The organism is Psychromonas antarctica (assembly GCF_022267535.1).
Taxonomy (GTDB): domain Bacteria; phylum Pseudomonadota; class Gammaproteobacteria; order Enterobacterales; family Psychromonadaceae; genus Psychromonas; species Psychromonas antarctica.
The window spans coordinates 12,388-27,929 of record NZ_JAHNZV010000014.1; the positions used below are offsets into that span (position 1 = coordinate 12,388).

12 protein-coding genes are annotated in these 15,542 nt (G+C 40.1%); 8 read left to right on the top strand and 4 right to left on the bottom strand.

Annotation, left to right across the window (positions count from 1 at the left end):
• Positions 1-25: 25 nt before the first annotated feature.
• A complete protein-coding gene (gene rppH, locus KSO91_RS05745) occupies positions 26-571 on the bottom strand; it encodes an RNA pyrophosphohydrolase (protein WP_238741996.1) in 546 nt (181 codons plus the stop codon).
• Positions 572-1,295: 724 nt separating this feature from the next.
• On the opposite strand from rppH, the gene mutH reads away from it, so the two are divergent.
• The 7 genes from mutH to srmB all read left to right on the top strand — a co-directional run bounded on the left by mutH (position 1,296) and on the right by srmB (position 11,747).
• A complete protein-coding gene (gene mutH / locus KSO91_RS05750; protein ID WP_238741997.1) occupies positions 1,296-1,961 on the top strand; it encodes a DNA mismatch repair endonuclease MutH in 666 nt (221 codons plus the stop codon).
• Positions 1,962-2,041: 80 nt separating this feature from the next.
• On the top strand, positions 2,042-2,377 hold the full coding sequence (locus KSO91_RS05755; protein WP_238741998.1) for an early set domain-containing protein: 336 nt from the start codon (positions 2,042-2,044) through the stop codon (positions 2,375-2,377).
• A 611-nt stretch (positions 2,378-2,988) separates the two neighbouring features.
• Positions 2,989-5,823 carry an excinuclease ABC subunit UvrA gene (gene uvrA, locus KSO91_RS05760; RefSeq protein WP_238741999.1) on the top strand — a complete coding sequence of 945 codons (2,835 nt, stop codon included), beginning with the start codon at positions 2,989-2,991 and terminating at the stop codon, positions 5,821-5,823.
• 6 nt (positions 5,824-5,829) lie between these two features.
• Positions 5,830-7,545 (top strand): PglL family O-oligosaccharyltransferase, encoded by a 1,716-nt coding sequence (locus tag KSO91_RS05765; protein WP_238742000.1) that lies wholly within the window; start codon positions 5,830-5,832, stop codon positions 7,543-7,545.
• Position 7,546: 1 nt separating this feature from the next.
• Positions 7,547-8,200, top strand: a complete 654-nt coding sequence (locus KSO91_RS05770) for a lytic transglycosylase domain-containing protein (protein WP_238742001.1) — start codon at positions 7,547-7,549, stop codon at positions 8,198-8,200.
• Positions 8,201-8,641: 441 nt separating this feature from the next.
• Positions 8,642-10,186: a response regulator gene (locus KSO91_RS05775; RefSeq protein WP_238742002.1), complete on the top strand. Its 1,545-nt coding sequence runs from the start codon at positions 8,642-8,644 to the stop codon at positions 10,184-10,186.
• Between the two features lie 199 nt (positions 10,187-10,385).
• The gene (srmB, locus tag KSO91_RS05780) at positions 10,386-11,747 is read left to right on the top strand and encodes an ATP-dependent RNA helicase SrmB (protein WP_238742003.1); all 1,362 of its coding nucleotides are present in this window, start codon (positions 10,386-10,388) and stop codon (positions 11,745-11,747) included.
• Between the two features lie 58 nt (positions 11,748-11,805).
• Here srmB and yaaA read toward each other — a convergent pair whose 3' ends face one another.
• The 3 genes from yaaA to KSO91_RS05795 all read right to left on the bottom strand — a co-directional run bounded on the left by yaaA (position 11,806) and on the right by KSO91_RS05795 (position 14,821).
• Positions 11,806-12,579 carry a peroxide stress protein YaaA gene (gene yaaA / locus KSO91_RS05785; RefSeq protein WP_238742004.1) on the bottom strand — a complete coding sequence of 258 codons (774 nt, stop codon included), beginning with the start codon at positions 12,577-12,579 and terminating at the stop codon, positions 11,806-11,808.
• 82 nt (positions 12,580-12,661) lie between these two features.
• Positions 12,662-13,777: a PilT/PilU family type 4a pilus ATPase gene (locus KSO91_RS05790; RefSeq protein ID WP_238742005.1), complete on the bottom strand. Its 1,116-nt coding sequence runs from the start codon at positions 13,775-13,777 to the stop codon at positions 12,662-12,664.
• Positions 13,778-13,786: 9 nt separating this feature from the next.
• Entirely contained in the window at positions 13,787-14,821 is a 1,035-nt protein-coding gene (locus tag KSO91_RS05795; protein ID WP_238742006.1) for a type IV pilus twitching motility protein PilT, read from the bottom strand.
• Between the two features lie 20 nt (positions 14,822-14,841).
• Here KSO91_RS05795 and KSO91_RS05800 point away from each other — a divergent pair, with 20 nt between their 5' ends.
• Positions 14,842-15,540 carry a YggS family pyridoxal phosphate-dependent enzyme gene (locus tag KSO91_RS05800; RefSeq protein WP_238742038.1) on the top strand — a complete coding sequence of 233 codons (699 nt, stop codon included), beginning with the start codon at positions 14,842-14,844 and terminating at the stop codon, positions 15,538-15,540.
• Positions 15,541-15,542 lie beyond the last annotated feature (2 nt).

Below are 15,542 nucleotides of genomic sequence, written 5' to 3' on the forward strand. Positions count from 1 at the left end.
ACAATCCTTTAGGGAGAAAAATACATTACCTATTTTTATAAAAGGCGGGACGACGACTGCGTTTACTTCTTTTGTTTTCTATATTTGTCGTCATTAAAGAAAAAGCGATTGCTGAAAATTCTTTTAATGCTTTACGATAAACTTCCCGTTTAAACGACACCACCTGACGCACAGGGTACCAATAAGTGACCCAACGCCAATCATCAAACTCAGGATGACCACAAGCATCAAATCCAATTTGCTTATCATCTGAAATTAACTGTAACAAAAACCAACGCTGTTTTTGTCCAATGCACACAGGCTGAGGAGAATCCCAGCGCACTAATCGTTTAGGTAATTTATAGCGCAACCAACTACGACTGCTTGCTAAAATAGTTACGTGTTCAGGCATTAGACCAACCTCTTCATGTAACTCCCTGTACATAGCTTGCTCTGGCGTTTCTCCTTCTTTAATCCCCCCTTGAGGAAATTGCCATGAATGTTGCCCAAATCGTTTTGCCCATAAAACCTGTCCATTTGTATTACAGATGATGATAGCAACATTTGGGCGATAACCGTCAGTATCAATCACTAAGACGCCTTTTAAAGGTTAAGATCCATTACAGTGATAGTTAAGTAGGCGTATTCCCCCCTTTATTAACGTAATAGATACGATTGCAATTAAGCATCCATTCTTTCATAGATTATCCCCGCCATCAAACCGATAAGCGTAAATTTGTAGGCTAACTATCAGGATAATTTTTTATGGTTGCATTGAATAGAATAGCTATCCACGAAAACTGTGCATAACTTTGTGTATAATAAATGCTCTTAAATATAAGGGAGCATTTTCACCCTAGCAAAGACTTTTATTCGCCTTAAAGAGGTTTTTATTATCACCTAAATAACAGTTAGTTACGAGTGTTTTATTTTGTTATTTAATTCCTATCTGTAATTAGATCCAGTAGTAGTAATGCACAAATCAATGTGTATATCTCTCTCGTCTAAAAAATAATCACCTGCAATTTCAACGCCGCATTTCGATTAAATATTAGACACAGATCGGTTTTTTAACCAACTTTAGTTATAATAAACCAGCTTATTGACCCTCGCTCTTTTAAATATTCACTTATCCACTATAAAAGTGGATAAGTCTGTGTGAGTTTCAGGATAAAAGTATGGATAACCTTGAATAATCAAAAATAAGGTAAGATACACAATGCTCAACACTGTAATATATAAGATATTAACTTGATGATATTAAAGAATATTGTGCTTTCATTATAGTGGTCTGCTAAATACGAAAGGGTAAAAATATGACCCCAAATTCAATTGAAGAGCTGTTACAACTGTGTGAGAATATTGCAGGGCACTCACTTGCCGAGTTAGCGGAGTTGGCGAATATTACCATGGCTAAAGATCTGCGTAGCAATAAAGGCTGGGTCGGACAATTAATAGAATGGCATTTAGGTGCTACAGCGGGCAGTAAACCAGAGCAAGATTTTAAACATTTAGGCATCGAACTAAAAACCATTCCGATCGATCAACAGGGCCGAGTCTTAGAAACAACCTTTATTTGCTCAGCCCCCATTTTGAATACCTGTAAGTTAACCTGGGAAAATTCCAATGTGCGCAATAAACTCAGTAGAGTATTATGGGTGCCAGTTCAGGGGGAACGCAGTGTGCCACTTGAAAAACGTATCGTCGGCAACGGCTTTTTATGGTCAGCTAATCAGCAACAGGCTTTTTTACTCGCCGCTGATTGGAATGAAATAATGGAAAAGATTGCACTTGGGCGAATAGAGTCGATTAGCGCACGAGATGGGCAAGTCATGCAGTTAAGGCCAAAAGCGGCCAATGGACGCTGTTTAACCGACGCTGTTGGGAGAGAAGGAGAGCTTATCAAAGTAAGACCACGTGGCTTTTATCTTAAAAAAACCTTTACTCAGTCAATTATTAACCAACAATTTGACCTTAAATAAATAAATGCACAATTATAAGCTAGAATTTAACCATTATTTACAGTAAATTAAAAAATATAAATATTTAAAAGGAATTGATTATGCCAATAACCAAGCAGTATTTAAAATCTAAACCACAAGTCAAAGTGACATTTGAGATAGCAAAAGAAGATGCTCAAGGTGCACAGCGTATTGTGCTGCTTTCTGATCATAACAATTGGGCTCCCATTGAACTTAAAAAATTCAAGAATGGCAAGTTCAAACACTCTGAAGCTATCTCACTAGCAGATCGTAACGATTTTCAGTTTATCTATAAAGTAACAGCGGAAGATGGCAATGAATTTACGCTTTTACCCGATGATGCTGATAAATATATTGATAACGGCATTACTGATGGCGGCAAAAATGCAGTCGTTGTCATAAAGCAACAATGTTGAAATAAGAAAAATTTACATGCTTATGTAGATGACTCAGGTTAATAGGCGTATTACATTTATATAAAAATAACGACCACAGAGCGCACAGAGGCGTTACCCGCGCCACAGAGAAAAGACAATATACAGAAGTTATAAGCTTTTATGTTTTCCTCCTTTAACTCTGTGTCCTCTGTGGTCTATTTTTTTAAGTTTTTAATTGTTCTTCGTTGTTACCTGAGTTGAATGCATAAGCATGAAAATTTATTCTCTTTCCCTTAACCGCAACGCCTGATTTAACAAACAGCCAATAGGATGATCTATTTATTCTGCTGGCTCGTATAAAGTGTTATAAACACTATCTGAACACCCTGACTTTTTTAAAATCAATGAACTCTGCGTTGTTATCAATCTCGCTAAACAGATATTTATCAATCAAACGCCTTGCTCTCATTAATTTTCCTACACAATTTCTGACCATCTAATTAAGCGGATGAGCATTATATTTTTAACAGCGTTCAACAGCATCTACAGCAAAAGGTAAAGGTCGTTATAAATCGCTCCTTAACACTGTTTTAATTTACAGTTAATATGTTATTCTTGGCTAAATGATAAAAGTTAACATCGAGAGAATTATGAATAATATTGAAATTCGTGGTGCAAAAACTCACAACCTTAAAAACATTGATCTCACCATTCCTCGCGACAAGTTAATTGTTATAACCGGACTTTCTGGATCGGGTAAATCCTCACTTGCCTTTGATACTTTATATGCAGAAGGTCAACGCCGTTATGTCGAGTCTCTGTCTGCCTATGCCCGCCAGTTTTTATCTTTAATGGAAAAACCCGATGTTGAGCATATCGGGGGGCTTTCTCCGGCTATCTCTATTGAACAAAAATCGACATCCCATAACCCTCGCTCAACTGTCGGCACGATTACTGAAATTTACGATTATCTGCGTCTCTTATTCGCACGTATTGGCGATCCACGTTGCCCAATACATAATGTCACGCTCAACGCACAAACAGTCAGTCAGATGGTGGATTCAATTTTAAGCAATCCGGCTGGCAGTAAAATGATGCTGCTGGCTCCGATTATTAAAGAGCGTAAAGGTGAACACACTAAAACATTTGCAACCTTAGCTGCACAAGGATTTTTACGCGCCCGTATTGATGGGGAAATTTGTGATTTAAGCGATCCACCAACGCTGGAATTACACAAAAAACATACCATAGAAGTCGTTATTGATCGTTTTAAAGTACGCGAAGATCTAAAACAGCGCTTAGCAGAATCCCTTGAAACAACGCTGAATTTAAGTAACGGCTCAGCTGTGCTGGCATTTATGGAAGAGGATAAACCGGAGCAGATTTTCTCTGCCAATTTTGCCTGCCCGCATTGCGGTTATAGTATTAGTGAATTAGAGCCGAGAATTTTTTCTTTTAATAATCCGGCGGGTGCCTGCCCTACCTGTGATGGGCTCGGCGTAGAGCAGTATTTTGATGCCCAATTAATAGTCACCGACAAAGCATTGAGCCTGAGTGATGGCGCGATTGAAGGATGGGGTAGCAAATCCAATTACTATTTTCAGATCTTACAAGCGGTTTGCGCTCATTACCATTTTTCAATTGATTCGCCTTTTCAAAATCTCAGCAAAAAGCAGCAAGAGATTATATTGTATGGCTCCGGCAGTGAAAAAATATCTTTTTCCTACAGCAACGACAGAGGAGACATTGTTTCCCGTCTGCACCCATTTGAAGGTATTATCCCTAATCGTACACGCCGTTATCGTGAAACAGACTCCACTGCCATGCGCGAGTATTTAGCAAAATATATGAATCGTCAGCCGTGCTCAAGTTGTGGAGGCTCCCGTCTTCAAGAGGCATCACGCCATGTTTATATCAACAATGTAAACTTACCCTATATTTCCCAACTAGCCATTTCTGAAGCTGAAACTTTTTTTAATAACCTCACCCTGCAGGGGCAGCAAGCTAAAATTGCCGATAAAATTCTTAAAGAGATTTTACAACGGTTGAGTTTTTTAGTGAATGTAGGGCTTAATTATCTTAGCTTGGATCGCAGCGCAGAGACGCTTTCTGGTGGGGAAGCGCAGCGCATTCGCCTTGCCAGCCAAATTGGTGCTGGTTTAATGGGTGTCATGTACGTATTAGATGAGCCCTCTATTGGCCTACATCAGCGCGATAATGAGCGCTTACTTAAGACGCTCACCCATCTGCGCGATTTAGGTAATACGGTGATCGTCGTTGAACATGATGAAGATGCGATTCGCCAGGCCGATCATATTATCGATATTGGTCCTGGCGCCGGCATTCATGGTGGGGAAATTATTGCACAGGGAGATTATCAAACCATTCTGCACGCTAAAAACTCACTTACTGCAGATTATTTAAGTGGGCGGAAAAAAATAATTATCCCAGAACAGCGCACTAAATTAAGCGATAAGTGGATCAAATTAAGCGGCGCCAGCGGTAATAACTTAAAGTCAGTCGATTTAGATTTACCCATTGGCGTTTTAACGTGTATTACAGGCGTATCCGGATCAGGAAAATCCAGCTTAATAAACGCAACACTCTATCCGCTTGCACAAAACAAGCTCAATAAAGCCAATAGCAGCGTCTCCCCTTATAAAAAAATAACTGGCTTGGCACATCTCGATAAAGTAATCGATATCAACCAGAGCCCTATTGGCCGCACACCACGATCAAATCCTGCAACTTACACTGGAATATTTACCCCAATTCGTGAACTGTTTGCGGCAACGCCAGAATCACGAGCACGTGGCTACAAACCCGGACGCTTTAGCTTTAATGTAAAAGGTGGCCGTTGTGAGGCATGCCAAGGAGATGGCGTCATTAAAGTGGAGATGCACTTTTTAGCGGATGTTTATGTGCCTTGCGATGTTTGCGGTAGTAAACGTTATAACCGAGAAACGCTGTCGGTTAAATATAAAGGCAAAAATATTCATGAAACATTAGATCTCACCGTTGAAGATGCCTTTAAATTTTTTGAAGCGGTGCCGGTGATCGCGCGAAAACTAAAAACCTTAATGGACGTAGGACTTTCTTATATCCGTTTAGGACAAGCAGCAACGACATTATCTGGCGGGGAAGCACAGCGTGTCAAACTAGCAAAAGAGTTATCAAAACGTGATACAGGTAAAACCCTGTACATTCTTGATGAGCCAACCACGGGTTTACACTTCCACGATATTGCCCAACTATTAAAAGTCATTCATACTCTGCGTGATCATGGTAATACTATCGTCATTATCGAACATAACTTAGATGTGATAAAAACAGCCGACTGGGTTATAGATTTGGGTCCAGAAGGCGGTAACGGTGGTGGTGAGATTATTGCAACAGGCACACCGGAAGAAGTGGCAGAAGTCGCGGGTAGCTACACCGGGCAATTCCTCAAACCTATTTTGGATCACAACCGCAATGGAAATTAAACGCTAATGGATTTAGAAAAAAAACTAACACGTGCTTTTTTTGTCACTTTTGCGCTTTTAATGGGGTTGGGTGCGCATTATTTTCAACATAATCAAGGAGGAAGTGGCCTAGAACTCGCACAAAATAATGTCGTATGGATATTCTTTTCTATCCTTATCGGTTTGGGTTTATGGAAAATAACCGTACAAAAGAAGATAGTCTACTCACGTTTTAGCATTGTTTTTTTAGCTGCATTTTTGTTGTTTCTACTACCCGTTTTTTACCCTAATAATGCACTAGCCGATCAAAGCTATACTCGCTTATTAGGATTATTTGCGGGTTTTTTACTGTTTGTGAGTTTGCAGCAGTTTCAGTTTAAGCGCGAGCAGATACAACGACTGTTAGTCTTAATTGTTCTGGCGGGATTTTTACAAGCTTGTTACAGCCTAACTCAAGATTATCTGCTGCCTGCAAACAACTATTTTGGCTATGATATTGGCTATGGACGCCCTTATGGAATTTTCCAGCAGCCCAATGTGCTTGCCTCTTTTATGGCGACCACATTGATCCTAGCGGGTTATCTATTGCAACAGATCACTAACAAAAAACTGCAGTTGTTTTTACTCATCACAGTCCTGCTGAACATGTGGGTGATCACCATTACTATGTCTCGCACTGGTTATTTGGGCGTGCTGATAGCAGTGCTTTTATTTATCCCTTGGGCATGGCAAAGCAATAAAAAAAGACTCGCTATTTTCCTCCTCGCACTCCTATTAGGACTGGGATTTGCAATGATCAAAGGCGATGCACTGGCCGCTAGAAATGTTGATAATCTTAAAGAAGGTGGGATACGCTTAACTATGTATCAACATAGTTGGCAGATGATAAAAGAAAACCCCTTAATGGGTTACGGTTATGGTGGCTTTGAAAAAAATTATCTTATCACACAAGCTGCTTTGGTAAAAAAAGGCGAGTTAACAGCAGTAGGACAACAGCTTACTCACCCCCATAACGACACCTTATTCTGGGCAGTCGAAGGCGGCATTTTACCGATAGTAGCCATTCTCCTTCTGGTTATTTCGTTTCTACGCTTACTGCGTGTTTTCAAACTCCCACGTGCATTGGTATTACTCGCACTAGTTACGCCAATTGCTTTGCATACACAGACAGAATATCCTCTATACCACTCGGCTTTACACTGGCTGGTACTGATCGTAGTGGTTTTTTATATCAGTAATGAAGCGCAGCACATGCAAAATAAAAACTTTCCAGCCACTTTTGCGTTGCGTATTTTCGCGTTATTAATTCCCCTCTTTACTGCCATTTTCATGATCACTAATCTTTATACCATCTCTAAAATAACCGCATATGAACGCAGCAAACAACCTGATATTAGGTTATTACTGGATATTGTTAACCCCTTAGTATTTGAAGATAGGTTTAATTTCCACCTTAATTATTTTCGCCTTTCAATGGCCCATCAGCTTAATAAACCAGAGGATATTCAAAAAGTCATCGATTGGACAGAAGCAGCGATCGAAACATCGCCTAAGTCGTTTCTCTATATTATCCTCTATGCTGCATATATGAATAATAATCAACCAGAAAAAGCGCAACAGGTGTTAGATTACGCTCGTTATCTTTACCCACTAGATCCGCAATTAGCTAATGCAGGTGAGCCACTTAAAGCATTAAGTTCTGCAGCTTCTACTGTGAGTCATGCGATACAGACAGGGGGTTAGCTTGTTAATAAAAAAACTGAATTTTTATCAGCTCAATAAAATATTTCTCACGTTATTGTTTGGCATGCTGCTAAGCAATAGCGCGTGGGCTGACATTTATCTTTATATCGATAAAAGCGGCAATCAATTTTTTTCTCAGCGCAAGGTAAACGACAATTACCAATTGTTGTTACGCAGTAAAAGCAATAAAAACCGCGGTTCATTTAAAAATTGGAAAGAGAAAAGCTACACAAATATAACAATACCCAATAGTCGAAAATTACAAACGCAGTACCACCCACTGGTTCTTCAAGCGGCCAATAGATATCAATTAGAGCCCGCCTTTATTCACGCAGTGATCACCGCGGAATCAAGTTACCAACGCACAGCAATATCCTCGGCCGGTGCTAAAGGTCTAATGCAGCTAATGCCTGTCACCGCGAAACGTTTTGGTGTCATAGATCCTTTCGATCCTGCACAAAGTATTAATGCTGGCGCACAATATCTATATAAATTATTAAACGAGTTTAAAACCAAGAAACTAGCATTAGCGGCTTATAATGCAGGTGAAGGAACAGTGCGGCGGCATAATAAGCAAATTCCGCCCTACCCCGAAACACAGAGGTACGTCTCTAAAGTAATGGGACTTTATCAGTATTACAAAAATAACTTATAAAAAGCTTCATGGTACAAAATATCGGCGAACTAATGTTGGTTTTAAGACAAAAAAACAACTAAGCACAATTAGCTTCCCCCACCTCATTGACTTTGATTTTCTTAAACGATAGTTTATTTAACTTTTTTCTTAAAGTGTCACACTACAGCGTTAACATATTAATTTAAAAAATAGTTTTCCCTCTGTGGTTAAGCAATTTTAAAATACCCTATGCGCAGCAAAACTGGCCAAAATTCAAACAAACCTGGTATTAAGTGAATTCGATACGTGAAATTACTCACAAAGCACAATGAAAGGGGAAAAATGTTGCGATAAGAAAGTTAGAATGGTCCCATAATAACCCTTTGCTCCTTACAGCTGTTATATTCTCTAGATCATGCTAAAGTTGAAATTTCAGACCTGTTTTGCATCTCTTTTTCTATGACTTTATTGAGACTTTTTATGAATAATGACGATCTTCTTTTTATTGAAGATGATATTGAAACACCGATATCATTGCACTTGTCTCCATGGAAGGTGATGATTGTTGATGATGATAAAGAAGTACACGCAGTCACTAAATTGGTCCTCTCAAGCTTTGAATGGGATGATACCCCCTTACACTTTTTAAGTGCATATTCTGCCTATGAAGCTGAGCAACTATTTTTAGAGCATGATGATATTGCTGTTGCATTAATAGATGTGGTTATGGAAACCGATGATGCGGGCTTAAGGCTGATTAGAACAATCCGCAATGAGTTGAGCAATAAAGCAACTCGCATCGTATTACGAACAGGGCAACCTGGCCAAGCCCCAGAAAGAAAAATTATTCGTGAATATGACATTTCTGATTACAAAAACAAAACTGAACTAAGCGGCATAAAGCTGGATACACTAATGTGTAGCGCCCTGCGCTCTTATCAAAACATCGTCAGTCTCAATAAAAACAAAACAGGCCTTGAATTGGTTGTTGAATCATCATCAGCACTTTTTGATGCAATGACCTATGAAACGCTTATAGATGAAACCATTAATTATCTATCTAAGCTGGTAGTACAGTGTTCACAAACACCCGCTTATGCACTTTCATGTCTTGGTATTTATTGTAATACATCGGTTTTTCACCTCATTGAATCTCGCGGTGATTTTGCACATCTCAGCGAATTGAATGATATTGATAAACTGCCCGATAATGCCTCATTATTAATTACCCAGTGTATTTTTGAACAACGCCACATATTCGCCGCCAATGCCTTTGCGATGAATATGCCCAGCAGTTCAAATAGTGCTATTATTTTTTATTTTGAAGGTTTTTCCGCGCTCTCAGAGCAAGATATCGCACTGCTGAATCTGTTTGCGACCAACACTAAAACCTCTTTTGATAATGAGGAACTGCGCCACGAACTTGAAGAGGGACAACGTGAAATAGTCTATTTATTAGGCGAAGCGATAGAACGACGATCTAAAGAAACGGGTAATCATATTCGCCGTGTTGCCGAAATAACGCGTATTTTGGCCCTCGAATTAGGCTATAGCGTTGCTGAATCTGAAAAAATAAAATCCGCATCACCGCTGCATGATCTTGGTAAAATAGGTATCCCCGACAATATTCTCCATAAACCAGGGGCACTTAACGCCGAGGAGTGGAAAATAATGCAGACTCATGTCGAAATTGGCTACGAGCTAGTACGCTATTCAAGTCAGTCGATTTTGCAATATGCCGCTTTAATTAGTTATCAACATCATGAAAAATGGGATGGTAGTGGTTATCCGAATGGATTAAAAGGTGAAGAGATTGATCTGATCGGTCGTATTGCATCACTGGCCGATGTGTTTGACGCACTAGCGCATGATCGTTGTTATAAAAAAGCATGGCCGATTGAAGAGGTAATACAGTTTATCGATGACCAAGAAGGTTTACATTTTGCTCCCCTTGTTGTCGCAGCATTTCGCAAGAACAAGGCACAAATCATCTCAATTAATGAACGTTATAACGATGACTTTTGAATCATTGATAGTGCGCAACTAAAATTTCCCCCTCGCTAAGACAAGCAGATATAAAGACTACCCAACGATAAAAATAGTGCTGTGCTGGATGTCCCAGCGGCACATTTTTTTATCGCACATCTATCTTAACTATTCTTATCACAATTGTAAGCTTTGCTTTATAATGCCTTTTTATATCTATTGTCATTTGGAAAACTGCATGTCTTTTGAAGCGCTTGATCTCGACCAACATTTATTAACCGCCATTGCTAAAATGGGGCATACACGCCCAACAAGCATTCAAACTTTAGCTATTCCACCCGCAATGGACGAGCAAGATATAATGGCAAGCGCACCAACAGGCACAGGTAAAACACTGGCCTTTTTGTTACCTGCTGTACAGCGTTTAATTGACTTTCCTCGCCGCAGGGGCGGCTCTGCGCGAATATTAGTGTTAACGCCGACTCGAGAGCTTGCTGTACAGATCAGTGAAGTTGCTCAACAATTGGTTACTGGCACTGATCTAGTGGTTGGTAACATCATCGGTGGCATTTCCTACCAAGTGCAGGAACAAGTAATCACTGACTCTGTTGATATCGTTATCGCCACACCGGGTCGTTTAATGGAATATATCGACTCAGAAGCCTTTGACTGTCGTGAAGTTGAAACGCTAATTCTTGATGAAGCAGACCGTATGCTCGATATGGGCTTTATCCAAGTGATGGATAGAATCGCAGGTGAAACACGCTGGCGTAAGCATACCTCACTCTTTTCAGCAACATTGGAAGGTAAAGGACTTCGCGAATTTTCACGTGATGTCTTAAAAAATCCAGTTCAGCTTACTGCGGAAGTTTCACGTCGAGAAAGCGGTAAAATACTGCAATGGGTCCACTTGGCAGACAGCTCTGAGCATAAATTAAAGTTATTAGCGGCGATTTTACAACAACAGGTTAAAGAAGACGAACAGCAACAAAAAGTGATCGTATTTGTAAAAACACGAGATCGCTTAGCGGAATTGGTAGCGCAACTGGCTGAGCTAAAAATCAGCTGCAGCTATCTCCGTGGTGAAATGGATCAGGAAAAACGCAACCTAGCACTTGCTCAGTTTAAAGAGGGTAAAGTCAATATTTTAATCGCGACGGATGTGGCAGCGCGCGGTATTGATGTACCTGATATTACCCATGTTATTAACTACGATATGCCGCGTAGTGCCGATATCTACGTGCATCGTATTGGCCGCACCGCCCGTGGCGGTAAAAAAGGAACAGCGATTTCATTAGTGGCAGCACATGATGTTGATATGCTTGCAAAAGTCGAACGCTACACAGATCAAAAATTAAAACGCCGCGTAATCAAATCATTACGTCCAACGCATAAAGAAGCGCAACTTAGCCAGCAAAAATCAAAAAAACCAGTCAGTAAAAAAGGTAAAGAGCGCCTTGATGAGTTGAAGAAGCAACAAAAAGCCAAGCGCTTGAAGAAAAAAGAAGATATGGGTAAACAACGTCACCGCAATGTGAAAGCGAAGGGCAAACCTAGCTGGGCAGGACAAGGTAAAAAAGAAGATAAAACACCAGAATAGCCATGCGTGGCGAGCTGCGAGTTTCGAGACTCGTAGCTCGCAGTTAAATTACGCGCCGTTACATCTCATCACGGTAAAAAACTAGCTCGGTTTCTGTCGATTCACTTTCTACAAAATAATAACCATTAACCGCAAAAGCCTTTAACTGCTCAATATCGTTTAGTTGCTGTTCAAGAATATAACGCGCCATCAGCCCACGGGCCTTCTTCGCATAGAAGCTAATCACTTTGTATTGTCCGCGTTTTTGATCCTTAAAAACCGGTGTGATAATAATGCCGTTTAACTCTTTTTTCTTTACCGCTTTAAAATACTCATTTGATGCTAAATTAATCAGTAAGTTATCGTCCTGTGCTTGCAGCGCTGTATTTAAACGTTGAGTAATTTCCCCCCCCCAAAACTGGTACAAATTAGTACCGCGTTCATTATCTAAGCGCGTGCCCATTTCTAAGCGATAGGCCTGCATTAAATCAAGCGGTTTTAATAAACCATATAAACCAGAAAGAATACGCAGATGATTTTGTGCATAATCGAGCGTTTCGCTGCCAAGTGTCTGTGCCTGTAACCCAGTATAGACATCGCCTTGGAAAGCAAAAATCGCTTGTTTAGCATTATCTAAGGTGAAGGGGGTAGACCATTCATTAAACCGTGCGACATTTAACCCCGCTATTTTATCGCTCACTTTCATTAATGAGGCGATCTCTTGCATCGATAGAGTTAAACAACGGTTTATTAAGCGCTGACTATGTGACAATAACTCGGGTAGTGAAAATGTGGATAAAGGCGCAGGGCTTTCATAATCGAGCGTTTTAGCAGGGGAAAGTACAACTAACATGATGACTCCTTAATTGTTTTTATCGATAACCATCTTACGTCAGATGCAAAATAAATACCCGAGGTAAGATGGTTAAAATATATTAGAAGCCTAATGTGACACCATCTAATGCCCCCTTATTTAAGCTGTTTTTACCCTCTTTTGAATGTAATTTAATCATTAAGCGCACATCATTCGCAGAATCTGCATGTGCTAAGGTTTCGCTATAACCAATAATACCTCTTTTATATAAATTAAATAACGATTGGTCAAAAGTTATCATGCCACGCTCTGCTGAATTTTTCATAATATCTTTAATAAGGTGCAATTCACCTTTACGTATCGCGTCCGCCATTGTCGGGGTGTTATATAAAATCTCAAAAGCCACACGACGACCTTTTCCATCAAGGGTGGGCACTAACTGTTGAGCAACAATGGCGCGTAAATTAACAGAGAGATCAAACAAAAATTGGCGATGACGCTCTTTGGAAACCAGATGCAAAACACGATCTAATGCCTGATTGGCATTATTTGCATGCAGTGTTGCCATACATAAATGACCTGTTTCAGCAAAAGTTAGCGTGAATTCCATTGTTTCTTGATTTCTTATTTCACCGATTAAAATAACATCAGGAGCTTGGCGCAGTGAATTTTTCAGGGCATGGTCAAATGACTCAGTATCAATACCCACTTCTCGTTGTGTAACTACTGAGCGGCCATGCTGATGGACAAATTCAATGGGATCTTCAATGGTTAATATATGCCCTGATGAATTTTGGTTACGGTAACCGACCATAGCCGCTTGCGTTGTCGATTTCCCTGCTCCTGTTGCACCAACAAATAAAATCAGACCACGTTGTGCCATGCAGATCTCTTTTAATTGATCCGGTAAGTAAAGCTCCTCAAAACTTGGGATTTTACTTTCAATACGGCGAATAACCATTGCGGGTTGCTCTTTTTGCATAAAGGCACTGATTCGAAAACGTCCGGCATCTTCCGAAGAAAGTGCATAGTTGGCCTCTTTATTAAGCTTAAAAGCAGCAAACCGTGCTTTACCCATCGCCTCTTCACACAACGCATAAACATCTTCACTGTTTAGATCTGTTTGCGTTAACGACTCTAAATGGCCATGAAGTTTGATGGTGGGCGGTAAGCCTACGGAAAGAAAAAGATCCGATGCTTTCACTTGATCTGTTTGTTTTAATAATTTATTTAACATAAATCCACCTTAGAAAGTTTTAGGATCCGCGGCTTTTTGCGCTGCATCAGCATGAGAAATAATCCCCTGAGCCACCAAGTTACGTAGGCATTGATCCAATGTTTGCATGCCATGTACCATCCCTGTTTGAATAACTGAGTACATCTGCGCTACTTTATCTTCACGGATCAGGTTTCGAATAGCGGGAATGCCAAGCATAATTTCATGAGCCGCGACACGTCCTCCGCCATTTTTCTTAATCAGTGTTTGTGAAATAACTGCCCGTAATGACTCAGATAACATAGAGCGAACCATCCCTTTTTCAGCAGCTGGGAAAACGTCAATCACACGGTCAATGGTTTTAGCAGCAGAGGTAGTATGCAACGTGCCAAACACTAAATGGCCCGTTTCCGCTGCAGTTAATGCTAAACGAATCGTTTCCAAATCACGCATCTCACCCACTAAGATAACATCCGGATCTTCACGTAACGCACTGCGTAACGCATTCTCAAAGCTCAATGTATCTTTAAAAACTTCACGCTGGTTTACCAGTGATTTTTTACTCTCATGGACAAACTCGATAGGATCTTCAATGGTTAAAATATGCTCGTGTCGACTGTCATTAATATAATCTATCATAGCGGCTAATGTCGTTGATTTACCCGATCCGGTAGGCCCTGTCACTAAAACCAAGCCACGCGGGAAATCCGATATTTTTTTGAACATATCCGGTGCACCTAAATTTTCCAATGTCAGTACTTTGCTTGGGATAGTACGAAACACTGCGCCTGCACCGCGTTTTTGGTTAAATGCATTAACACGAAACCGCGCTAGTTCAGGAATTTCGAATGAAAAATCGGTCTCGAGCTTTTCTTCGAAATCTTTACGTTGCTTATCATTCATAATGTCATAGATTAAACTATGTACCTCTTTATGCGCTAATGCAGGTACATTTATCTTGCGAACTTCACCATCTACCCTGATCATAGGAGGAACACCTGCAGAAAGGTGTAGATCTGATGCATTATGCTTTACACTAAAAGCCAATAATTCTGTGATATCCATAAGTTGAAATCCTATTTATGATTACTAATATTTTTGAAAATATAATATGCGTTAAGCAAAAAATAGCGCATGCGGCCGAGCAAGTACAACGTGAGACTGCTCAAATACAGTTACTCGCCGTAAGTAAAACTAAGCCCGTTGCTTTAATTAAACAGGCTTACCAAGCTGGCTTACGCCAATTTGGCGAAAATTATGTGCAAGAAGGTTTCGAAAAAATACAACAAATCCAACGCGATAGCGATTTCGACGAACCTATTTATTGGTATTTTATTGGCCCATTACAATCAAATAAAACACGCCTAGTGGCTGAAAATTTTGATTGGGTACAAAGCGTCGACCGATTTAAAATTGCGCAACGCTTAAACGATCAACGCCCGATCGAGTTACCCAAACTTAATATTTGCCTGCAAGTTAATATTAGCGGAGAACAGAGCAAGTCGGGTACTACTTTATCGCAAGTTATTGAACTGGCATCACAAGTAAATAGCCTACCACGTTTAAAACTGCGCGGCATTATGGCTATTCCTGAAAAGACAGAAAATATCGACCTCCTTGAAAATCAATTTAAAGCACTCCATAACATCTATAAGAAACTGCAACAGTGCTATCCAGATATTGATACACTGTCGATGGGCATGAGCGGTGATTTACAAAGCGCTATTCGCTGCGGTAGTACGATGGTACGCATCGGCAGTGACATTTTCGGTTCAAGAAACTAATT

What these genes read in the sequence shown, in the direction of transcription:
- mutH (WP_238741997.1), top strand. Translation starts at nt 1,296, where the DNA reads ATGACCCCAAATTCAATTGAAGAGCTGTTACAACTGTGTGAGAATATT.
- KSO91_RS05755 (WP_238741998.1), top strand. Translation starts at nt 2,042, where the DNA reads ATGCCAATAACCAAGCAGTATTTAAAATCTAAACCACAAGTCAAAGTG.
- uvrA (WP_238741999.1), top strand. Translation starts at nt 2,989, where the DNA reads ATGAATAATATTGAAATTCGTGGTGCAAAAACTCACAACCTTAAAAAC.
- KSO91_RS05765 (WP_238742000.1), top strand. Translation starts at nt 5,830, where the DNA reads ATGGATTTAGAAAAAAAACTAACACGTGCTTTTTTTGTCACTTTTGCG.
- KSO91_RS05775 (WP_238742002.1), top strand. Translation starts at nt 8,642, where the DNA reads ATGAATAATGACGATCTTCTTTTTATTGAAGATGATATTGAAACACCG.
- srmB (WP_238742003.1), top strand. Translation starts at nt 10,386, where the DNA reads ATGTCTTTTGAAGCGCTTGATCTCGACCAACATTTATTAACCGCCATT.
- yaaA (WP_238742004.1), bottom strand. Translation starts at nt 12,579, where the DNA reads ATGTTAGTTGTACTTTCCCCTGCTAAAACGCTCGATTATGAAAGCCCT.
- KSO91_RS05790 (WP_238742005.1), bottom strand. Translation starts at nt 13,777, where the DNA reads ATGTTAAATAAATTATTAAAACAAACAGATCAAGTGAAAGCATCGGAT.
- KSO91_RS05795 (WP_238742006.1), bottom strand. Translation starts at nt 14,821, where the DNA reads ATGGATATCACAGAATTATTGGCTTTTAGTGTAAAGCATAATGCATCA.